This window comes from Pseudomonas sivasensis (assembly GCF_052938085.1).
Genome location: NZ_CP176442.1, coordinates 3,023,808 through 3,041,950, shown reverse-complemented (window position 1 = coordinate 3,041,950; position 18,143 = coordinate 3,023,808). Strand labels below are relative to the sequence as shown.

Annotated in this window: 18 protein-coding genes; 9 read left to right on the top strand and 9 right to left on the bottom strand. The window is 60.8% G+C overall.

The genetic code is table 11. The annotated features are described in order from the left end of the window. Positions 1 to 68: 68 nt before the first annotated feature. From ACKZ62_RS14115 to ACKZ62_RS14100, 4 genes are all read left to right on the top strand, one after another. The gene (locus tag ACKZ62_RS14115; RefSeq protein WP_032885677.1) at positions 69 to 434 is read left to right on the top strand and encodes a response regulator; all 366 of its coding nucleotides are present in this window, start codon (positions 69 to 71) and stop codon (positions 432 to 434) included. A gap of 219 nt (positions 435 to 653) precedes the next feature. Further along, on the top strand, positions 654 to 2,054 hold the full coding sequence (locus tag ACKZ62_RS14110; protein WP_447096895.1) for a DUF1254 domain-containing protein: 1,401 nt from the start codon (positions 654 to 656) through the stop codon (positions 2,052 to 2,054). Positions 2,055 to 2,170: 116 nt separating this feature from the next. Continuing rightward, the gene (locus ACKZ62_RS14105) at positions 2,171 to 3,721 is read left to right on the top strand and encodes a J domain-containing protein (protein WP_447096894.1); all 1,551 of its coding nucleotides are present in this window, start codon (positions 2,171 to 2,173) and stop codon (positions 3,719 to 3,721) included. Continuing rightward, the gene (locus tag ACKZ62_RS14100; RefSeq protein ID WP_339481375.1) at positions 3,718 to 4,701 is read left to right on the top strand and encodes a DUF3829 domain-containing protein; all 984 of its coding nucleotides are present in this window, start codon (positions 3,718 to 3,720) and stop codon (positions 4,699 to 4,701) included. Before ACKZ62_RS14105 ends, ACKZ62_RS14100 begins: the two co-directional genes overlap by 4 nt. Here ACKZ62_RS14100 and ACKZ62_RS14095 read toward each other — a convergent pair. Together ACKZ62_RS14095 and ACKZ62_RS14090 are read right to left on the bottom strand one after the other, a co-directional pair. Next, positions 4,698 to 5,369, bottom strand: a complete 672-nt coding sequence (locus ACKZ62_RS14095; protein WP_032885681.1) for a DUF3313 domain-containing protein — start codon at positions 5,367 to 5,369, stop codon at positions 4,698 to 4,700. The two genes, ACKZ62_RS14100 and ACKZ62_RS14095, sit on opposite strands and share 4 nt — an antisense overlap. Before the next feature lie 122 nt (positions 5,370 to 5,491). Next, positions 5,492 to 5,986, bottom strand: a complete 495-nt coding sequence (locus tag ACKZ62_RS14090; RefSeq protein ID WP_447096893.1) for a hypothetical protein — start codon at positions 5,984 to 5,986, stop codon at positions 5,492 to 5,494. Between the two features lie 163 nt (positions 5,987 to 6,149). Here ACKZ62_RS14090 and ACKZ62_RS14085 point away from each other — a divergent pair, with 163 nt between their 5' ends. After that, a complete protein-coding gene (locus tag ACKZ62_RS14085; RefSeq protein WP_122680975.1) occupies positions 6,150 to 6,839 on the top strand; it encodes an amino acid racemase in 690 nt (229 codons plus the stop codon). On the opposite strand, the gene ACKZ62_RS14080 is transcribed toward ACKZ62_RS14085, so the two are convergent. The 4 genes from ACKZ62_RS14080 to ACKZ62_RS14065 all read right to left on the bottom strand — a co-directional run bounded on the left by ACKZ62_RS14080 (position 6,836) and on the right by ACKZ62_RS14065 (position 10,873). After that, a complete protein-coding gene (locus tag ACKZ62_RS14080) occupies positions 6,836 to 7,348 on the bottom strand; it encodes a GNAT family N-acetyltransferase (RefSeq protein ID WP_099602506.1) in 513 nt (170 codons plus the stop codon). The genes ACKZ62_RS14085 and ACKZ62_RS14080 overlap by 4 nt on opposite strands. 61 nt (positions 7,349 to 7,409) lie before the next feature. After that, entirely contained in the window at positions 7,410 to 8,480 is a 1,071-nt protein-coding gene (locus ACKZ62_RS14075; protein ID WP_032885685.1) for a DUF1176 domain-containing protein, read from the bottom strand. Positions 8,481 to 8,535: 55 nt separating this feature from the next. Next, positions 8,536 to 9,675 carry a glycerate kinase gene (locus ACKZ62_RS14070; protein WP_099602508.1) on the bottom strand — a complete coding sequence of 380 codons (1,140 nt, stop codon included), beginning with the start codon at positions 9,673 to 9,675 and terminating at the stop codon, positions 8,536 to 8,538. A gap of 91 nt (positions 9,676 to 9,766) precedes the next feature. Continuing rightward, positions 9,767 to 10,873: a sugar diacid recognition domain-containing protein gene (locus ACKZ62_RS14065; protein ID WP_447096892.1), complete on the bottom strand. Its 1,107-nt coding sequence runs from the start codon at positions 10,871 to 10,873 to the stop codon at positions 9,767 to 9,769. 161 nt (positions 10,874 to 11,034) lie between these two features. On the opposite strand from ACKZ62_RS14065, the gene ACKZ62_RS14060 reads away from it, so the two are divergent. Continuing rightward, complete coding sequence (locus ACKZ62_RS14060) at positions 11,035 to 12,345, top strand: MFS transporter (protein WP_447096891.1); 1,311 nt, start codon at positions 11,035 to 11,037, stop codon at positions 12,343 to 12,345. 48 nt (positions 12,346 to 12,393) lie between these two features. Here the strand turns inward: ACKZ62_RS14060 and ACKZ62_RS14055 are convergent, their stop codons facing one another. Beyond that, positions 12,394 to 13,098 carry an SDR family oxidoreductase gene (locus ACKZ62_RS14055; protein WP_095184737.1) on the bottom strand — a complete coding sequence of 235 codons (705 nt, stop codon included), beginning with the start codon at positions 13,096 to 13,098 and terminating at the stop codon, positions 12,394 to 12,396. Positions 13,099 to 13,199: 101 nt separating this feature from the next. Here ACKZ62_RS14055 and ACKZ62_RS14050 point away from each other — a divergent pair, with 101 nt between their 5' ends. The 3 genes from ACKZ62_RS14050 (at position 13,200) to rarD (ending at position 16,296) form a co-directional block, all read left to right on the top strand. After that, complete coding sequence (locus ACKZ62_RS14050) at positions 13,200 to 14,102, top strand: LysR family transcriptional regulator (protein ID WP_099602511.1); 903 nt, start codon at positions 13,200 to 13,202, stop codon at positions 14,100 to 14,102. A gap of 81 nt (positions 14,103 to 14,183) precedes the next feature. Further along, positions 14,184 to 15,194, top strand: coding sequence for an aldo/keto reductase (locus ACKZ62_RS14045; protein WP_032885691.1), 1,011 nt, complete (start codon positions 14,184 to 14,186; stop codon positions 15,192 to 15,194). Positions 15,195 to 15,414: 220 nt separating this feature from the next. Next, on the top strand, positions 15,415 to 16,296 hold the full coding sequence (gene rarD, locus ACKZ62_RS14040) for an EamA family transporter RarD (RefSeq protein WP_447096890.1): 882 nt from the start codon (positions 15,415 to 15,417) through the stop codon (positions 16,294 to 16,296). Positions 16,297 to 16,303: 7 nt separating this feature from the next. Here rarD and ACKZ62_RS14035 read toward each other — a convergent pair whose 3' ends face one another. Both ACKZ62_RS14035 and ACKZ62_RS14030 read right to left on the bottom strand, forming a co-directional pair. Next, positions 16,304 to 17,053, bottom strand: coding sequence for a fimbrial biogenesis chaperone (locus ACKZ62_RS14035; RefSeq protein WP_447096889.1), 750 nt, complete (start codon positions 17,051 to 17,053; stop codon positions 16,304 to 16,306). Continuing rightward, positions 17,050 to 18,099, bottom strand: a complete 1,050-nt coding sequence (locus tag ACKZ62_RS14030; protein ID WP_122757468.1) for a fimbrial protein — start codon at positions 18,097 to 18,099, stop codon at positions 17,050 to 17,052. Before ACKZ62_RS14030 ends, ACKZ62_RS14035 begins: the two co-directional genes overlap by 4 nt. Between the last annotated feature and the right edge of the window lie 44 nt (positions 18,100 to 18,143).

Sequence of the window (18,143 nt, the reverse complement as noted above, 5' to 3'; positions counted from 1 at the left end):
CTTACTCAAGGAAGAGGCCTGTCAGAACGGCAGCCGGTAAACCTCGCCTTTTTTGGGAATTCCATATTATGTCCACAGTCATCTCCACCATCCTTGTCGTTGAAGACGACGCCATCGTGCGCATGCTGATCGTCGATGTGCTTGAGGAGTTGGAGTTCAAGGTGCTTGAAGCAGGCGACGCTGAAAAGGCCTTGGAACAGGTTAAAGATACTGACCAGGTGATTGACCTGATGATGACCGACGTTGGCTTGCCCGATATGGACGGCAAGCAACTGGCAACCAAAGTGCGTGAGCTGCGCCCCTCCCTGCCAATCCTGTTCGCCAGCGGCTATGCCGAAAACATCGATGTGCCTGACGGCATGCAGGTGATTGCCAAGCCGTTTTCCATCGATCAACTGCGTGACAAAGTCAAAGCGATGCTGCCCCACGTTTGACACTCGTCGCCGCCCTGCCCCGTTACTCATTCAATAGGACGCTAGCGCGATCGTGCCCCTCAACGCACGCGCCAAAAGACTTCGAGCGCAACTGGGTGCAAACTTCGTCCGGCAAACACGGGTTCAGCTTTTTACGGCTGTATGCGCCGACCGAGGCCAACGTCGATAAAAGCTGAAAACTGGAAGACATCACCCCTGCTCATTAAGAGACGCAACAACATGATCAAACAACCGACGCGCCTGCTGTTGGCGAGCCTCTCGATACTCATGAGTACCGGCGCCTTGGCCGATTTCACCGCGACCCCGAGCGAAGCGCGGGCTATCGCCAAGGAAGCGTATCTGTATGGCTACCCGGTCGTGCAGATGTACAAGACGCTTTACACCCAGGCAGTTGATAAAGGCGGTGCCAACTTCAAGGCGCCGTTCAACCGGATAGGCAACACCGCCCAGGTGTTTACGCCCAAAGACACGGCGTCCTTGACCCCGAGCCCCGACACGGCCTACTCGTTTGTATGGATGGACCTGCGCAGCGAACCGCTGGTGCTGACGTTGCCGAAGATCGAAGACAACCGTTACTACTCGGTGCAGTTGATCGATCTTTACACACAGAACTTCGCCTACCTGGGCACCCGCAGCACCGGCAACAACGGCGGCCACTACATGATCGCCGGCCCGGACTGGAAAGGTCAGCAGCCGGTGGACGTTGACCGCGTGGTGTACAGCGAAAGCAACATCGCCTACGCCCTGTACCGCACGCAGCTGTTCGATGAAAAAGACCTGAACAAGGTCAAGCAGATCCAGAACGGCTACAAAGTCCAGTCCCTGAGCAGCTATGTGAAACAAGCCGCGCCGGCCAAGGCGCCGAAGGTCGAATGGCCCAAGCCTACGGCGACCATGGTCGAAGGCCCGCAGTTGTTCCGCTACCTGAACTTCATGCTCTCCTTCGCCGCCCCTCAGGACAGTGAAAAAGAGCTGCTCGCGCGTTTTGCCAGGATCGGCATCGCCCCCGGCGCACCCTTCGCGCTCAACCAGTTGACCGCCGAGCAGCGCAAAGCCCTGGAAGATGGCATCAGCGATGCCCGCGCTGAATTTGCAGCGTTCAAAAAAGACAGGATCGACACGCATCAAGTGTCCAGCGGTGATTTGTTCGGCAGTCGCGACCATCTGCAAAACAACTACCTGTACCGCTACGCCGGTGCGGACTTGGGGATCTTCGGCAACTCCAGTGACGAGGCCGCTTACCTCGAGTACGTCGTCGACAGCGAAGGCAAGCCTGCCAACGGTGCGCGCCACAGTTACACCGTGCATTTCGCCAAGGACCAACTGCCGCCAGCCGATGCGTTCTGGTCCCTGACCCTGTACGACGCAAAGACCAAGTTGCTGGTGCCGAACCACAAGAAACGCTACCTGATCAACTCGCATATGTTGCCTGATCTCAAGCGCGACGCCGATGGCGGCGTGACCCTGGCGCTACAGCACCATGAGCCACCGAAAGCCGAACAGAGCAACTGGTTGCCGGCTCCACCCGGCCCATTCTTCGCTGTGCTGCGCATCTACCTGCCCAAGCCTGAGGTAGGTTCCGGTCAATGGAAGCTACCGCCACTGACACCGCTTAAGTGACACCTCGCGCCCGGTCGCAACAGCGCTGGACCGGGCGCGCCCTGCCCCATACCGTTGGAATATCACGCCGTAAAACAGGCATGGCGCCTGCGATTGTCTAGGGAGCTGTACCGCACATGACTTGCTGGAATGTCCTCGGCCTGACGCCGGATGCCGATAGCCGTACGATCAAGCGCCAATACGCCGCCTTGCTGAAACAGAACCGCCCGGACGATGACCCGCAAGGCTTTCAGCGCCTGCGCGAAGCCTACGAGGCTGCACTGGCGTGGAACCCGGACGAGCAGGTCGCTGATGACGTGCTGGTCGAGACGCCCGACCAAACCCTCGCTCAGCATTACGAAGCGGCCATGGCCGATGGCACCGCGCTGTTGCTGGAAGTCCACCTGTTGCAGCGCTGCATCGAATGCGATCTGAATGCCGAAGACACCCGGTGGGCCTTCGAAACCTTCAACTGGCTGACTGCCTGGCAACGCCTGGAATTGCCCAGTGCGTTAGTCAGCACCCTGGAGTTCCAGCAACGGACCCAATTGCAGAACCCCTTGCACCAAGCCCTTGGCCAGCAAGACGACGCTGCGTTCCTGGCGGCCTACGCCGCTACACCCAACGCGCATGCCTGGGTGAACAATCATCCCCATGCCGAGTGGTTCAACGAATGGTTGGCCAGACTGCTTGCCAACCATGATTACTGGTCGAGCACTGTATTCGAAGCGGTTTGCGCCGGACAAAACTGGCACGGCGGCGCAGATCATGGGTGCCCCGCTGGAGACTGGGCGCAGATGTTGAAGCGCCAAGAAGGTCCTGCTTTTATGGCGCACCAACGTGCATTGGCCACACAACCGCCCGACAGCCCGCAACAGCGTGCCGCGCGCTTGCTACTGGCACCCATGAGCCTTGGCCAGCGCCGTGCCTTTGCCCAGCGCTTCGACGAAGACGACTGGAAGGCCTGCAAGACGTTGAGTCCCGATATTTATGCCGACCACGTCAGCGTTGCCGAAGGCATGCCCGGTGGCACGGTGTATTTCTGGCAGGGCTGGGAGGCCTCCATGGACACCTGGCCGTGGATCGTTGCGCTGGTGCTCAGTTGCCTGGTGGGTGTGCTGGTAAAGGCCGAAGCCTTGGCCGGCAAAGTAATACCGACCCTGGGCCAGGGCATTCTGTGGTCGATCGGCGCCGTGGTGTGTGCGGGCATAGCCTGGCAGGCCTGGCGACCGCTGGCCCACCATTACCGCGTGCTGGATGAACAGCTCAGCCAACGCTTGCCCCGCTGGCTCAGCCCGACCCACTTGCCGTTGCTGCCGATACGTGACCTGGTACCGGGTCTCATTCTGGCCGCAGCGTTGGGTTATGTGTTCAGCCCGTTCGCCAGTTTGACCCTGGCGGTCGCACTGGCGCTGGTGGGTTTGATCAAGCGGCCGTTCATGAATCACCACACCCCTTGGACCGCCCGGCATCCACGCTGGGCCGTCCTGGGCGGCGCGCTTTGTCTTGTTGGCGCGGTCGCGCTCTATGCCGGGCTGAAGATGCTTGACAACCAGCACCTGGTTACCCGCAACCAAGGTCTGCAGCAGTGGACCGAACGCCTGTGCAGCCGCATGCCACGTAGCGTGGTTGAGTGCCAGGCGCCCGCCACCCAAGTGCAGTGGTACGGCCAGGAGGGCAAGCTATGAATCCAAAATGGTTGTTACCCATAAGCATCGCATTGGGCCTTGGCCTGCTCGGGGTGGCCAGCGCCACCAGACCGTTGCAAAAAGTGCAACTGTGGCTGGACCAGCGCGACAGTCCCTACACTGCCAGAGCCAGTGCCCTGGCACCGATCATTGATTGCGTAAACCGCGTCGACCGGGACACGCGCCTCGCGTATTACCCCATTCCAGAAGTGGAGCCCGACAAACCCACCCTCGATACCTATGGCGACCGCAACGAGCCCGAGCCGTACCTTATCCAGCGGTCGGTATGTTCGCAGCAGTACACGGTGAAGCTGGAACGCCAGGCGCCCGACAGCAACTTGCTCGCCGCCGCCGGTGCCTACGCGCAAGCGTTGTACAACGTCACGGCACTGGCCGATGGGGTTACTCGCGTGCAGGCGCGCAGCCTGGCGCCGACAACGCAGGAAATAGCGTCAGAGGCCGCTGGCAAGCAATTGCTGCTGGCCTACGATCAGGTCGTCGAAAAATACCTGGCAGCGTCCACTTCTCTGCGCCAACAGTTGGCGGATGAAGACCTGAGTGTGCGTCCCGCCCAACTGGCGTTGCTGGAAGCGCGCTTTGGCCGAGACATGCAGTGGCACTTGCTCAACTACATGATCGCGGCGCGCCAGGCGGTGAACCAGATCGAGCAAGGCGTGCGCGACGCCAACCTGACCCCGCAGCGCGTGGCTGACTTGACCGAGGGGGTACGCAAGGCCGCCGAGGACAGCAGAGTCTTTCTCAATGCCATGCCCAGCAGAAGGCTGGACGATGAGGCGATTTACCTCTGGTACAACATCAAGGCGCCTGCCGATGAATACCTCAAGGCGTTGACCACCCTGCACCAGGACTGGCAGGACCACGCCGCGCCGCAGCAGTTGAGTGACGACTATTACCGCGTCACCCGCCGCTACGACGCCCTGCTCAGCTATTACAACCGCCTGGCCAGAAATGCGTTCTAGTGGTTTCTGAGCTTTACATAGGATTGATGCAGGTCCGACGCCCAGCCATCGATCACGCTTTTGACGTCATCGGCTTTCATTACCTGGGCAGCGTTGTCCAACGGCTTGCCGGTGCCTTTGCGCACCACCTGGGCGATCACCTTGCCAGTGGCCCCGTCGAGGAACTGCGCTTCGGTCCCCAAAGTGGTTTCCTGGTCACGGATGCCGGTACCGGTACTCACCGCCGCTGCCACCAGGGCCACCGGGACGAATTCATAGGGTTTCAGGCCCTCGGTCTTGCTGCTGACGGCGGTGATTGCCGCGCGCACCACGATCACGCCAGGGCCGGGCGCGCTGGCCAGGGGCAGTGACTTGGCCAGCTCACGCTTGAGCGCTTGGTTGTAGTAGGCGTTGATGCCGTTGAGGGTGCTCTCGGGGATTTTCGCGGTGGCGTGGGGTTTGGGGTAGAACTGAGTCGGTTCGATGTACGCCGCGTTGTAGCGGCTCAGGTCCAGCTTGGGATCGACCCAGCGCATCACCACGGCGCCCGACGGCGACTGGGCTTGTTTGAGTTGGCTGTAGTCGGACAGAAAGCCCGAATACTCATCCGGTTGCGTGACCTTGCTGGCGCAACCGGTCATCCCCAGCGTGGCGATACACAGCGCGCCGATCATTAGCCTTAGTTTCATCATCGAACTCCTTGGCGGTCATCATCGAAACAGTGAGCTGTAGGTATAGCCAATCCTGGGGAATACGCCCTATTTAGCCTCGGGCATTTGCCAGGCCTGGGATCGGCGTCAAAGCTGACGACTCAAGCGCGATCGCGCGGGATCAGGCTTTGTAATTGCGAAGCCAGGAAGTTGGCGTCGAAGCCGAAGGTGTCGGGGTGTTTCAGGCCATTGGTTTTCTTCCACAGCCAGTCGTTCTTGTCGGCCGCCAGCACCAGCGAGACGCTGCCATGGCGGGCTGCGGTCAAGCCCATCACCGCGACGGAAATCGAACCGCCCGCCCCCATCACATCCGGCACGAACTCCACGGTTTTGCCGGTGATCTGCACAATGAGCTTCTCAGTCTTGAAGGTGGACGTCTCCACCGGCACGCTCGGGCCGCTGGCCACATAGGCTTCACGATTGACTTCCAGCAGCCCGACGGTTTTGACCGGTTCCAGCCAAAGCTCAATCTGCCCGAACAACTCGCCGAGCTTTTGCGCCCAGCGGGCTGACTGCACGTCGAATTGCTGTTTTTTGTGGGCTTCGCTGTCGGCGTAATGACGAAGCATCTCGCCCAGTTGTTGTACATCGTCCATTGCGGATTTCCTTGGGTGAGCCAGGTTGCGAAGACTGATCATGGCAGATGCGACGGTTCGCCGTACGCCTTAAAACTGCACCGGTCATTTGGCAGGCAACTGCGTATGACTATTGGTTGGCCAGTGGGTAAGGTGAAGTCACATCCCTTGTCAGGAACATCACATGCGCACCATCGGCCTTATCGGCGGCATGAGCTGGGAGTCCAGCGCCGAGTATTACCGCATCATCAACCAGCGCGTGCGCGACCAGCTGGGCCCGCTACGCTCGGCGCAACTGTTGATGTACAGCGTGGATTTCGGCCCGGTGGAGCAGGCCCAGCATGCGGGGCGTTGGGATGACACCGCGCAGATCCTCGAAGATGCTGCACGCCGCCTGCAGGCTGGCGGCGCCGAGTGTGTGGTGCTGTGTACCAACACCATGCATAAAGTGGCCCCGCGTATTGAGGCGGCGGTGTCGATTCCGTTCCTGCACATCGCCGATGCAGCCGGTTTGGCCGCAGTGGAGGCCGGCACGCTGACGGTCGGTTTGTTGGGCACCGCATTCACCATGGAGCAGGACTTTCTCAAGTCCCGCCTGGCCGATCACGGCTTGACGGTGTTGGTGCCGGACACGGATGAGCGTAAGGATGTGCACCGCATCATCTACGAAGAGTTGTGTGTGGGCGTGATCAGCGACACTTCACGCCAGATCTATCAACGGGTGATCAAATCCCTGGCCGCCCGTGGCGCCCAGGCAATCATTCTTGGTTGCACGGAAATAGGCCTGTTGATCAAGCCCGAACACAGCGACCTGCCGCTGCTGGACACCACCGAGCTGCATGCGCAGGCTGCGGTGGCGTTTGCTCTGGGTTAACCCCGCTGACGCAGGCGGGCCATGCTGACGGTGTCGACAAACACACCGTCACGCAGGGCGTAATCGCGCAGCAGCCCTTCCACCTCGAAACCGAATTTACGGTACAGGTGTTGCGCGGCTTCGTTGTCGGCGTACACCGTTAACTCCACGCGGTGAAGATTCATCCAGTTGTCAGCCACGTCCAGCGCAGCTTTCAACAGACGCGATCCCACCCCCTTACCCTGCCAGGCCGGCGCAACGCCCATGCCGAACGAACCCACATGGGCCTGGCGCACGCGCAGGTACTGTTCCAGGCCGAGTTGACCGATCACCTCGCCGCCGTGCACCGCCACCAGTTGCAGCCGACGCTCGTTGTCCATCACCAGCTTGTTGCGCCAGGCCTCCACCGATTGGTAAGGCATTTGCAGCACCTGTCGACACACCGCCGGTTCGTTATAGAGCGCTGCGACGCCCTCAAGATGGGCCTCGGTAAAGCGCTGGATCACGATATGGGGTTCAGGTGTGTGCATGGCGTTTCATCCTTTGAAAGACACGTGGCCAGCCAGTGTAGAGGCCCTGCCCGCCCGATGGCTAGGGCGCTGGCGCCGTCGACCACAACGCAGGCCAATCACCGTAACCCACCCCAGTGCAGCGCGGCATGGACAGCAATTCACTGAGCTGGAAACCCTTGCCGTCGAACACCCAGACGGCGCCCGCGCCACAATCGCCAATTCCCCGGAGCTTGTAGAAATAACTCAAGGTGCCACTAGCTGCGTCATATCCCACAGAGCCTTGCAGTGGTTCGATCCCTAATGGCAAGGGCTCAAGCTGCATCGGGGTTTCGGCATACGGCGCCTGGCGCTGGCGGCTGACCACATCGTATTCACAGTTGTAGGCCGCGCAGTCATAACGCACCACGGTCATCGCCTGCTGCGCGGTGAGGGCACCAGCGTTCGCCTCGGGTGCGCTGCCGGTGCCGTTGTCCTCGGGCGTGACGGTGTGCAACGCGGCCGCTATCAGGCCGGCCTGCTCCTGCGCAGTCAACATCGGTGCTCCTGGGAATTTGCGCAGCACCGGTGTCGGCAAACGTGCAGGCACGGCGCTGGCCGCGCCCTTACCTGGGCGGGCCAAGGCCGTGACGTTATCCACCCGCCCCTGCACCGCATCCATCAAAAGCAGTGAAGCGCTCAGCCCACTCAGCGACACATGCGCCTGTTCATCCCCCGGCAATTGCAGGCGCTGGCCATTACGCAAACGCTGCAACCAACGCCGCGCCACTGCCTCCTCGATCACGCCATAGGACTGCACCTCGGGATCACCGCCCTGATCGTCCAGTTCAACGTGCAGACCCTGCGTCAACTCCAGCCCCAGCGGCTGACCGTCCAACAGCAGGGTCGACAGGTCGAGCGCCTCACCGCGGTGGTCGAAGCGCAAACGCAGGTAACCTTCAGGCCCGGCCTGATGCCAGATATGCAAAGTCAGCGAGCTGTAGTCCTCCTCGTCGACGCCACTGGGTGCGCTGAGGGCATGGCAATTACGCAGGTTGTCGCAACCCGTGACCCAATTCTTGATTTCCCGGAGCAAGGGAACGGTTTCAGTGTTGGTTTGAGCGAAGGTGGCAGTGCTGGTCAACAGCAAGGCCAGGAGTGCGGGGCGCAGCATGGGGACTCTCCGTGTCAAAAAAAGGCGCGGATTGTCCCATGTTCGGGAGGTGGCGTCAGTGCTTAGCCGCCACCCGCCACACCCGCGCAATGTCCGCCGCCCGCTCGCGCAATAATCGCGGGGCCTCACTGCACGCCTGTTCCAGGCTCATCGGCCCGTTCGGCAAGGCGAAGGCTGCGTCGACGCCGTGGGCGTACATTTGCTCGTAGCCGTCGCCCAGGGTGCCTGCGATGACGATCACGGGCACGCCGTGCTGCTGGGCGATACGAGCGACGCCAAAAGGGGTTTTGCCGCGCAGGGTCTGGGCGTCGAAGCGGCCCTCGCCGGTGATGACCAGGTCAGCGTCGCGTACGACGGCGTCCAGGCCAACCAATTCGGCGACGACTTCCACACCGGCTCGAAACTGCGCACCGAGAAAGGCCTTGGCGGCGAAGCCCAGGCCGCCGGCGGCGCCGCTGCCGGGTTCGTCGCGCACGTCCTTGGGCAAGACCTTGGCGCAGTGATCGGCGAAGTGGCTGAGGGCCGCGTCCAGTTGTTGGACGTGTGCGGGACTGGCACCTTTCTGCGGGCCAAAAATGGCTGAGGCACCGTGGGGGCCACACAGGGGATTGTTGACGTCGGCCGCGATTTCAAAGCGCACCTCAGACAGGCGCGGATCAAGCCGCTCAAGGCTGATATGGGCCAGGCCAGCTAAGGCCAAACCGCCCGGCGCCAGCACTTGGGAGTGGGCATCAAACAAGTGCACGCCAAGCGCCTGCATCGCCCCCGCGCCTCCATCGTTGGTGGCACTGCCGCCAATCGCCAGGATGATGCGCTGTGCGCCGGCATCCAGGGCGGCGCGGATCAGCTCGCCGGTACCGTAAGTGCTGCTGATACACGCATCGCGCTGTCCTGGTGGGACCAATTGCAAGCCGCTGGCTTCGGCCATTTCGATGATCGCCGTGTGGCTGTCGGCCAACCAGCCCCAGCGCGCGTCAACCGTCGCGCCCAACGGTCCGCGAACCGCCTGGCGGCGCAGCTCGCCGTTGCAGGCTGCGAGCACCGAGTCCACCGTTCCTTCACCACCGTCCGCCATCGGGCACTGGATCAACTGCGCGTCCGGCCAGACCTCGGCCAAGCCTTGGGCAATGGCCTGGGCAACGCCTTCGGCACTCAGGCTGTCCTTGAACGAGTCGGGGGCGATGATGATTTTCATGGGCTTTCTCCGGTTTTTATGACGCCCATGCTGCCAGTTGGCACCGGGAATGACGCCGGTCCGATGCACAAGTGCGGGTGAGGTTTGTTGTTCATTCCGACAAAGCCTGGGGCAACAGCTGGACGCCCAGGTACAGGGCGAGCATGCCGTCTAGAGTCAGCGGGTCGACGCCACTGAGTTCAGCGATGCGCTCCATGCGGTAACGCAGACTGTTGCGGTGGATACCCAGCGCGTCGGCGCAGGCCTGGCTTTGGCCATCGTGCTCGCACCAACTGCGCAGCGTGGCCAGCAATTGGCCGTTGTTGTCCTTGGCGAGCACTTTGCGCAGGGGGTTGAGCAGTTCATCGAGGGCGTCGTCGTTGCGATGGCGCCAGAGCATCACCGGCAGGCGATAACGGTTGAGGGTCAGCAGCCGTGAGTGCGGCAGTACATCGCGACCGTAGGCCAGTAAGTCACCCACGCGCCGATAGCAACGGCGCAGCCCGGCCAGTCCTTCCGCTTGCCCGCCGACGGCTACGCGCAGCACATTCCAACCTTGGCCTTCGAGCTTTTCCAGCAGGCGCGGATTATCCACTTGCACCGCCGCGGGCCGGCACCATAACAACGAGAACTGCGCCGAGCTGACGCACCAACTGTCCGGATAGCGCGACGTCAGCCACGCGCTTAATGCCTCCGCCGACTGGCCCGGCCCCAGTTCGAAAAGGTACGGCGTGCGCGCCAGCTGCGGCTCGAGTCCCAGTTGCTGAGCTTCGTCGACCAGGCGCGGCGAATCACCGGTTTCGGCGAGGAGCAACGCCAATAGATCGTCGCAACGCTGGCGTCGCCATTGCTGCTCGGCTTGCTGATGGCGATGGCTGACCAACATTTCTGCGGTCATACGCACCAGTTCCGCGTAGGTGCGCAGCAGTTCAGGTTCGCCGGTGATACCCAGCACGCCGATCAGACGCTGATCGTGCATCAGCGGCAGGTTGATACCCGGCTGTACGCCCTTGAGGTGTTTGGCGGTCTGGCCGTCGATTTCCACCACGCGACCATTGGCCAGCACCAGTTGCGCACCTTCATGGCGGGTGTTGATGCGCTCGGACTCACCACTGCCGAGAATCAGGCCCTGGCTGTCCATGACATTGACGTTGTAGGGCAAAATCGCCATGGTCCGATCGACGATGTCCTGTGCCAAGTCATGATCCAACTCGAACATGAGTCTAAATTCCTAAAAAAGCATGGTTGTTCATCGGCACAGCGCAAAGTTTCCATCACTGTGCGCGAGCACAAAGACAGCACCCCGCCCCGTGGCCGAGACTCGTTGAGCGATCAACGTTACCCTCGCATCGCGAAAAATCATAATAAAGAGAGAACGCCATGTCACAGAGCGCCGCTGCCACACTGGCCACCGATGACGATAAAAACGCCATCTACAAGCGCATTACCCTGCGCCTGATCCCCTTCATTTTCATCTGCTATCTGTTCAACTACCTTGACCGGGTCAACGTTGGCTTTGCCAAGTTGCAGATGCTTGATGCGCTGAAATTCAGTGAAACCGTGTACGGCCTGGGTGCCGGGATTTTCTTCATTGGCTACGTGCTGTGCGGCGTACCGAGCAACCTGGCGCTGACCAAGTTCGGTCCACGGCGCTGGATCGCGTTGATGATGATCGTGTGGGGCACCTTGTCCACGTGCCTGCTGTTCGTCACCACGCCGACGCATTTCTACACCTTGCGCCTGTTCACGGGCGCCGCCGAAGCCGGCTTCTTCCCTGGTGTGGTGCTGTACCTGTCGCAGTGGTTCCCAACGTTCCGACGTGGACGGATCATGGCGCTGTTCATGTCGGCGATTCCGGTGTCCGGCTTACTCGGCAGCCCGTTCTCCGGCTGGATCCTCAACCACTTCGCCGCCGGCCAAGGCGGTTTGGCGGGTTGGCAGTGGATGTTTCTGCTGCAAGGCATCCCCACCGTAATCCTCGGCGCCCTCGCCTACTTCCTGCTCAGTGACACGTTTGCCCACGCCAAGTGGCTCAAACCCCACGAGCGTGCGGTACTGGAAGCCGACCAGGCGACGGACCTGGCCAACAAGCCGAAAACCACCAGCGATTCCCTCGCCGAAGTGTTCAAGAACCCAGCGATCTGGGCATTCGGCCTGATCTACTTTTGCATCCAGAGTGGTGTGTACGCGATCAACTTCTGGCTGCCGTCGATCATCAAGAACCTGGGGTTCAGCGATAACTTGGTGATCGGCTGGCTCAGTGCGATCCCGTATTTGCTGGCGGCGGTCTTTATGCTGCTGGTGGGCCGCTCCGCAGACTTGCGCAAAGAGCGTCGCTGGCACTTGGTGGTGCCTATGTTGATGGGCGCGATTGGTCTGGTGATTGCGGTGAACTTCGCCACGACCCCGGCGATTGCGATTCTGGGCCTGACGATCGCCACCATGGGTGCCCTCACCGGTCTGCCGATGTTCTGGCCAGTGCCGACTGCGATGCTCAGCGCGGGCGCGGCGGCGGGTGGTTTGGCGTTGATCAACTCCATGGGCCAGATGGCGGGCTTTCTCAGCCCGTACATCGTGGGCTTTGTGAAGGATACGACGGGGTCCACCGATATTGCGTTGTATCTACTGGCGGCGGTGATTGTGGCCGGTAGTGTGTTGGCGTTGCGGATGACGCGCACCCTCAAGGCTTGACGGCGTCCATGTGGGAGGGGGCAAGCCCCTCCCACATCTCGTCCGCGCTTACAGCAGCCCGCCGCCGTCGATATCAATAACAGCACCGGTCATGTAGCCATTTTCCATGGCCAGCACATACCCCGCCGCCACTTCCTCTGCCTGCCCCACGCGCCCCACCGGCAACGCGCCACCGGCCTTGGCAAACATCGCCAGGCGCTGGTCCTCGGCCAACCCTGCATACGCCGGGGTATCAATCACACCGGGACTCACCACGTTGACGCGTCGCGGCGCCAACTCCTTTGCCAACTGCTTGCCCAGGGCTTCAGTGGCCGCGTTGATACCAACTTTGATGAACTGGCCCGGCGCCAACTTACGGCCCAGTTGCCCGGAGGTCAGACTGATACTCCCGCGCTCATCTAGGAAAGGCAGCGCCTGCTGGATCGCCCGCAACGCGCCCCAGAGTTTCACGTTGAAGTTGTCCTGGGCCTCGTCCAGATCGGTTTCGATCAAGGTCTTGGCGCGTACCGAAGGGCCGGAGGTGTACACCAGATGGTCAAAACGCCCGACGGTTTCGAACAAACGCTGCAGGGAGTCGGGGTCGGTGACATCCACTGGCTCGCTGCGTAGGCCGTTGTCGCGGCCCGACGATAGGCGCCGCCCCGCCAACACCACCTGAGCACCGCGTGCAGCGGCGGCCTTGGCCACCGCCGCGCCAATGCCACTGCTGCCGCCGATCACGACGACCGTTTTACCGTTGAGGGAAGATGCCATGGGGAGATGTCCTGGGTCAGAAAGTGAGCGTTCATCTTCCCAGCTTGGCAATCGACGAAAAATCCCGGTAAAACGACAAGATCTTTAAAGGATTTTTACAAATGAGCTCAATCCTAGACCTTGAAGTTTTTGTGCGCACCGCCGACACGGGCAGTTTGTCCGCCGCCGCGCGCGGCCTGGGGTTGACCCCTGCTGCGGCCAGCATCGCCCTCAAGCGTCTGGAAACACGGCTGGGCATTCGCCTGCTCGCGCGCTCTACCCGCAGCATGCGCCTGACCGAGGAAGGCAAGCGCTACCTGGACAGCGTGCGCGAAGCCCTGGCCGCATTGGCCGAAGGTGAACAAGCCCTCAAGCAGCACAGCCAGGGGTTGACCGGATTGCTGCAATTGGCCGCACCGTCGGATTTTGGACGCAATGTCGTCTTGGGCTGGCTCGACGAATTCAAGGCGGAACACCCGAATATCCGCCTGCAATTGCTGCTCAACGACAGCAATGCTGACCTTTTCCGCGACACCGTCGATATCGCCCTGCGCTTCGGCGTACCCCGTGACTCCAGTCTGGTGGCACTGCCTGTCGTGCCCGGTCACCAGCGCATTGCATGTGCCAGCCCCGAGTACCTCGCGCGTCACGGCACACCCACGACGCCCGCGCAGTTGGCGCAACACAACACACTGCGGTACATGCGTCAGGGGCGCGCCAACAGTACGTGGTTCTTTCGCCAGGGCAGCGAGCTGCAGGAAGTCAACGTGACAGGCGATTACCTGAGCGACGACGGTGAAATTGTGCGGCGCTGGGCGTTGGCCGGTCACGGCATCGCCTATAAAGCCAACCTGGATATCGCCCGGGATCTGAAGGCCGGCCGCCTGGTGCACTTGTTGCCGGATTGGCAAGGCGAACCGACGCCATTCAACCTGATGTGCCCGCACCGCCTGCAAGTGTCGGAGCGGGTAAAAGTGCTGCATCGGTTTCTCCAAGTGCGCTGCCATGCGTTGCTGAGCGAATGAAGAAACACGCTCAGGGCTTGTTCCAGAGCCTCTGAGTCTGGTATTGCATGGACGACGTCTCACAGCCGCAAGGAGCTTTGCATGATTTACCGCACATTGGGCCAGTCCGGTTTGAAGGTCAGCGCCTTGACGCTGGGCACCATGATGTTTGGCGAGCAGACCAATACCGAGGACTCGCTGCGCATCATCGATAAGGCCTGGGATCAGGGCATCAATTTTATCGACACGGCCGACGTATACACCGGCGGACGCTCCGAGGAACTCGTCGGCGAAGCCATTGCCCGACACCGCCAGGATTGGGTGGTGGCGAGCAAAGTCGGTTTCGGTCCACCGGACGGTTTGCCCAACCGCAGTGGCTTGAGTCGCAAACGGATTTTCAATGCGCTCGACGCCAGCCTGACCCGACTCGACACTGATTACCTCGACATCTACTACCTGCACCGCGAAGACCACTCGACCCCTCTGGAGGTCACGATTTCTGCGATTGGCGACTTGATCCGCCAGGGCAAGATCCGCTACTGGGGCTTATCCAACTACCGCGGTTGGCGCATTGCCGAGGTGATCCGCGTGGCCGAGCGTTTGGGCGTGGACAGACCGGTGATCAGCCAACCGCTGTACAACATCGTCAACCGTCAGGCTGAAGCGGAGCAGATTACCGCCGCTGCCGCCTATGGCCTTGGCGTGGTGCCTTACAGCCCGCTGGCCCGAGGCGTACTCAGCGGTAAATACGCGCCGGATGTCACGCCAGAGCCGGGCAGCCGCGCCGCACGCCAGGATAAACGGATCCTGGAAACCGAATGGCGCGTGGAGTCGCTGCGCATTGCCCAGCAAATTCAGCAATATACCCAGGGACGTGGTGTGGGGATCGTCGAGTTTGCCATCGCCTGGGTATTGAACAACTCAGCGGTGAGTTCGGCGATTGTCGGACCGCGTACCGAGGCCCAGTGGGATGCCTACACCGGCGCGCTGGACGTGAAGATCACGGCTGAGGATGAAGCGTTTATCGATTCATTGGTGACATCGGGGCACTCGTCCACCCCAGGGTTCAATGATGTTAGCCACTATGTCTCGGGGCGCGTCGCTCGCTCGTAGTCGAGTGCTGTTGGGGCGAGCGGCAGCGGGTGTTGACCGAAAGAGGTTGCGGGGCTGCATCGCAGCCCAACACGGGCAAGCCCGCTCGCCACCGGGATAGGAGAAATTTTATGGCGTGAGAAAATTTCCCACCAATCGCCCCAAAACAGAGCAGCCGTTTCACGCCGCAAGCACCATAATGCCCGCCTCTCTTGTACAAATCGGTTTTCGCGAGGACAGCGTGTCTAAAGGTGTTGTGTTATCGGTCTCGGCCTCGGTGTTGTTTGCCGTGATGTATTACTTCACATCGTTGCTCACGCCGTTGAGCGGTCTGGAGATTTTCGGCTGGCGCATGCTGCTGACTGTGCCGTGCATGACGGTGTTCATGATCGTCAGCGGCGAATGGCGGCGTGTTTGGGAATTGCTGCAGGTTCTGGCGGCAAAGCCTCGATTGATCGCAGGCGTCGTGTTGTCTTCGGCCTTGCTGGGCGTGCAGCTGTGGTTGTTCATGTGGGCACCACTGAACGGCCGCAGCCTGGATGTTTCGGTGGGTTACTTTCTGCTGCCATTGACCATGGTGCTCACCGGACGGCTGGTATGGGGTGAGCAGCTGTCCTATCTGCAAAAGATCGCAGTGTTCTTTGCCGGCCTTGGGGTACTCAACGAGTTGTACCAAGCCGGTGGGTTTTCGTGGGCAACGCTGGTGGTGATCATTGGCTATCCGCTTTACTTCATCGTGCGCAAATACCTTAAGACCGATAACTTGGGTGGGCTCTGGCTGGATATGGCGCTGATGCTGCCGGTGGCTTGGTGGTTCGTGCAAAGCGGCGAGCAAGGTTTTGCGGTGATGGATGTGCACCCAAAGCTTTACGCATTGATTCCCATGCTGGGTCTGATCAGCGCCTCTGCATTGGTGAGCTACATCATTGCCAGCCGATTACTGTCGTTCAGCCTGTTCGGGCTGCTCAGCTATGTCGAGCCGGTGCTCTTGCTGTTCGTAGCCTTGCTGCTGGGTGAAGGCATCAACGCGGGCGAATGGCTGACCTATATCCCGATTTGGATCGCAGTCATGGTGCTGGTGTTCGAAGGGTTCAAGCACCTGGTACGCCAGCGCAGGGCTTGAACCGTCTTTACTTGGTATTGCCCAACAGCGCCGAATGCGTTTGGGTTGCACCTTGATCGTCAAGTGTAGTGAAGCGCACTGTTGCGCTGCCCGCCGCGCCGTGCGGCAGCCTTGGCATCGTCACGACGGCGGTGGATCGTGGTGCGATCATCGGCGGGTCTTCGCTGTGGTATTCAACGCCCTCGCGTGTCACAACGATGCCGGACAGCGTGACGTGGTAATCGCCGGGGTTATTCACGTGTAGCGTCGACTCATCCCCGGTAACTAGTTGCCATTTCAAGTCATTAATCGAGCTTGCCGCCGTCCCCGCTAGTTGGTTCGGCCGCAAGAACAATTTAACCCGCGTACGAAATGCCAGATTCACTTGGTTATTTTGCACAGCGGGCTCGCCTGTCGGCCTGATCGCAAGCACGTTGAGCCAATACACTGATTCCCGGTCATCGTTCGTGTGTGAAGCCGATTGATAGAGCACGCGCAGCGCTCGTCCACTGCCGGCCTCCATGCGGAAAATCGGTTGAGTGACAGTGAACGGCACATCACTGTTTTCAGGTGACGCCTCGCTATCGTTGGCGTCGATCCATACCTGGACCAGCCGCGGGCCATCCGTTTCATTGGTAAGGTTGACCGTTACTTCGCGGGCTTGAGCCGGATAGATCACACGGGTACGGTCGATGACGATTTCGCCGTGGACCAGAGGTGCCTGCAGCGCCATCAGCAGCCCTATCACGTTGAGCCGTCGCAGGAACGTCCGGCTCATCGGTAACTCATCGTGAACGTTGCCACGCCATTTGCGCTGCCTGGCGCGATCGTCTGTTGCGTCTGGATATAGCGCGCAGTCAGCGGAATTTGCACCGTGCCATTGCCCGTCGTCCCCACCAGCCATTGATTAGGGTTGCCCACGCTTGAGGAGTCCGCACCGTAACGAACCAGAATATTGCCGCCGCGTACCAACTGCAGGGCCACGCCCTTGGCCTGGGAACTTGCGGTCAGGGACAGCACATCGCTGCGATTAGAGCGGGTGGTATGGTCAGTGACGGTGATAAACACATCACGCGTGCCTCCGGTGCCGCCTTCGCACAAGAGCGTGATATTGCGGGTTACGCTGCCGGCATGACTGCCGACGCCACGGAACGCCGTAACCGGTACGCTTCCCAAAGACATCGCAATGGAGGGCGTCGAAACCCGGCATGTCGGCTTTAGCGGTGGGCTAATGACCAACGCCTGCATATTGACCGGATGATACCCCGGGGCTGAGGTATTGGTATTTTGCACCCTGTAATGCGCGACAGTGCGTGTGGGCACAGTCCCCGGAGAAATCGCCCCTCCCGTGGCCACCAGGTAAAGCCGTCCCTGCAGGCCCCAGACAACTGGCTTGGGATACTTCACCCTGAGCAGTGATGCTGCCGATTGACCGACAGCGGCGAAGCCATGATTCGGGTCGCGGGCCATCATTGCAAAACCAACCCCGGGCACGCCTGTGGCGAACACTGGCATGGACACACCGTTGGCGTTGAATGTCCTGCCAGTGGAGCTGGAGTTGACCGCGTTGATCGTCGCAGTTACCCAGTGGAAATCGCTCCAGAAGTCGTAACGGCACTGCATGACACTTGCCGGTGCATTGAAGGGATAGCCTCCCGGCAAACCGATCACTTGCCCGACCTGAGGGTTGGTCGGGGGGATGATGGGAGCAATGTTGATCGCCGTTGCCCCTTGCGGATAACAATCCCCACCTGAAAAAGCATGCGCTTGCATCGCTAGCATCCAGCCGCCCAACGTCGAGGCAGCAAGCCAAGATAAGTTCATACAAAAGTCCTCTGCTGGTGCCCCACAGATGTGGCACCGAATAT

Excerpts from the sequence above, each read along its gene's own strand:
- ACKZ62_RS14030 (WP_122757468.1), bottom strand. The coding sequence starts at position 18,099 with ATGAACTTATCTTGGCTTGCTGCCTCGACGTTGGGCGGCTGGATGCTA.
- ACKZ62_RS14035 (WP_447096889.1), bottom strand. The coding sequence starts at position 17,053 with ATGAGCCGGACGTTCCTGCGACGGCTCAACGTGATAGGGCTGCTGATG.
- ACKZ62_RS14100 (WP_339481375.1), top strand. The coding sequence starts at position 3,718 with ATGAATCCAAAATGGTTGTTACCCATAAGCATCGCATTGGGCCTTGGC.
- ACKZ62_RS14105 (WP_447096894.1), top strand. The coding sequence starts at position 2,171 with ATGACTTGCTGGAATGTCCTCGGCCTGACGCCGGATGCCGATAGCCGT.
- ACKZ62_RS14050 (WP_099602511.1), top strand. The coding sequence starts at position 13,200 with ATGAGCTCAATCCTAGACCTTGAAGTTTTTGTGCGCACCGCCGACACG.
- ACKZ62_RS14110 (WP_447096895.1), top strand. The coding sequence starts at position 654 with ATGATCAAACAACCGACGCGCCTGCTGTTGGCGAGCCTCTCGATACTC.
- ACKZ62_RS14075 (WP_032885685.1), bottom strand. The coding sequence starts at position 8,480 with ATGCTGCGCCCCGCACTCCTGGCCTTGCTGTTGACCAGCACTGCCACC.
- ACKZ62_RS14060 (WP_447096891.1), top strand. The coding sequence starts at position 11,035 with ATGTCACAGAGCGCCGCTGCCACACTGGCCACCGATGACGATAAAAAC.
- ACKZ62_RS14045 (WP_032885691.1), top strand. The coding sequence starts at position 14,184 with ATGATTTACCGCACATTGGGCCAGTCCGGTTTGAAGGTCAGCGCCTTG.
- ACKZ62_RS14080 (WP_099602506.1), bottom strand. The coding sequence starts at position 7,348 with ATGCACACACCTGAACCCCATATCGTGATCCAGCGCTTTACCGAGGCC.
- ACKZ62_RS14070 (WP_099602508.1), bottom strand. The coding sequence starts at position 9,675 with ATGAAAATCATCATCGCCCCCGACTCGTTCAAGGACAGCCTGAGTGCC.
- ACKZ62_RS14065 (WP_447096892.1), bottom strand. The coding sequence starts at position 10,873 with ATGTTCGAGTTGGATCATGACTTGGCACAGGACATCGTCGATCGGACC.
- ACKZ62_RS14090 (WP_447096893.1), bottom strand. The coding sequence starts at position 5,986 with ATGGACGATGTACAACAACTGGGCGAGATGCTTCGTCATTACGCCGAC.
- ACKZ62_RS14095 (WP_032885681.1), bottom strand. The coding sequence starts at position 5,369 with ATGAAACTAAGGCTAATGATCGGCGCGCTGTGTATCGCCACGCTGGGG.
- ACKZ62_RS14085 (WP_122680975.1), top strand. The coding sequence starts at position 6,150 with ATGCGCACCATCGGCCTTATCGGCGGCATGAGCTGGGAGTCCAGCGCC.
- ACKZ62_RS14115 (WP_032885677.1), top strand. The coding sequence starts at position 69 with ATGTCCACAGTCATCTCCACCATCCTTGTCGTTGAAGACGACGCCATC.
- ACKZ62_RS14055 (WP_095184737.1), bottom strand. The coding sequence starts at position 13,098 with ATGGCATCTTCCCTCAACGGTAAAACGGTCGTCGTGATCGGCGGCAGC.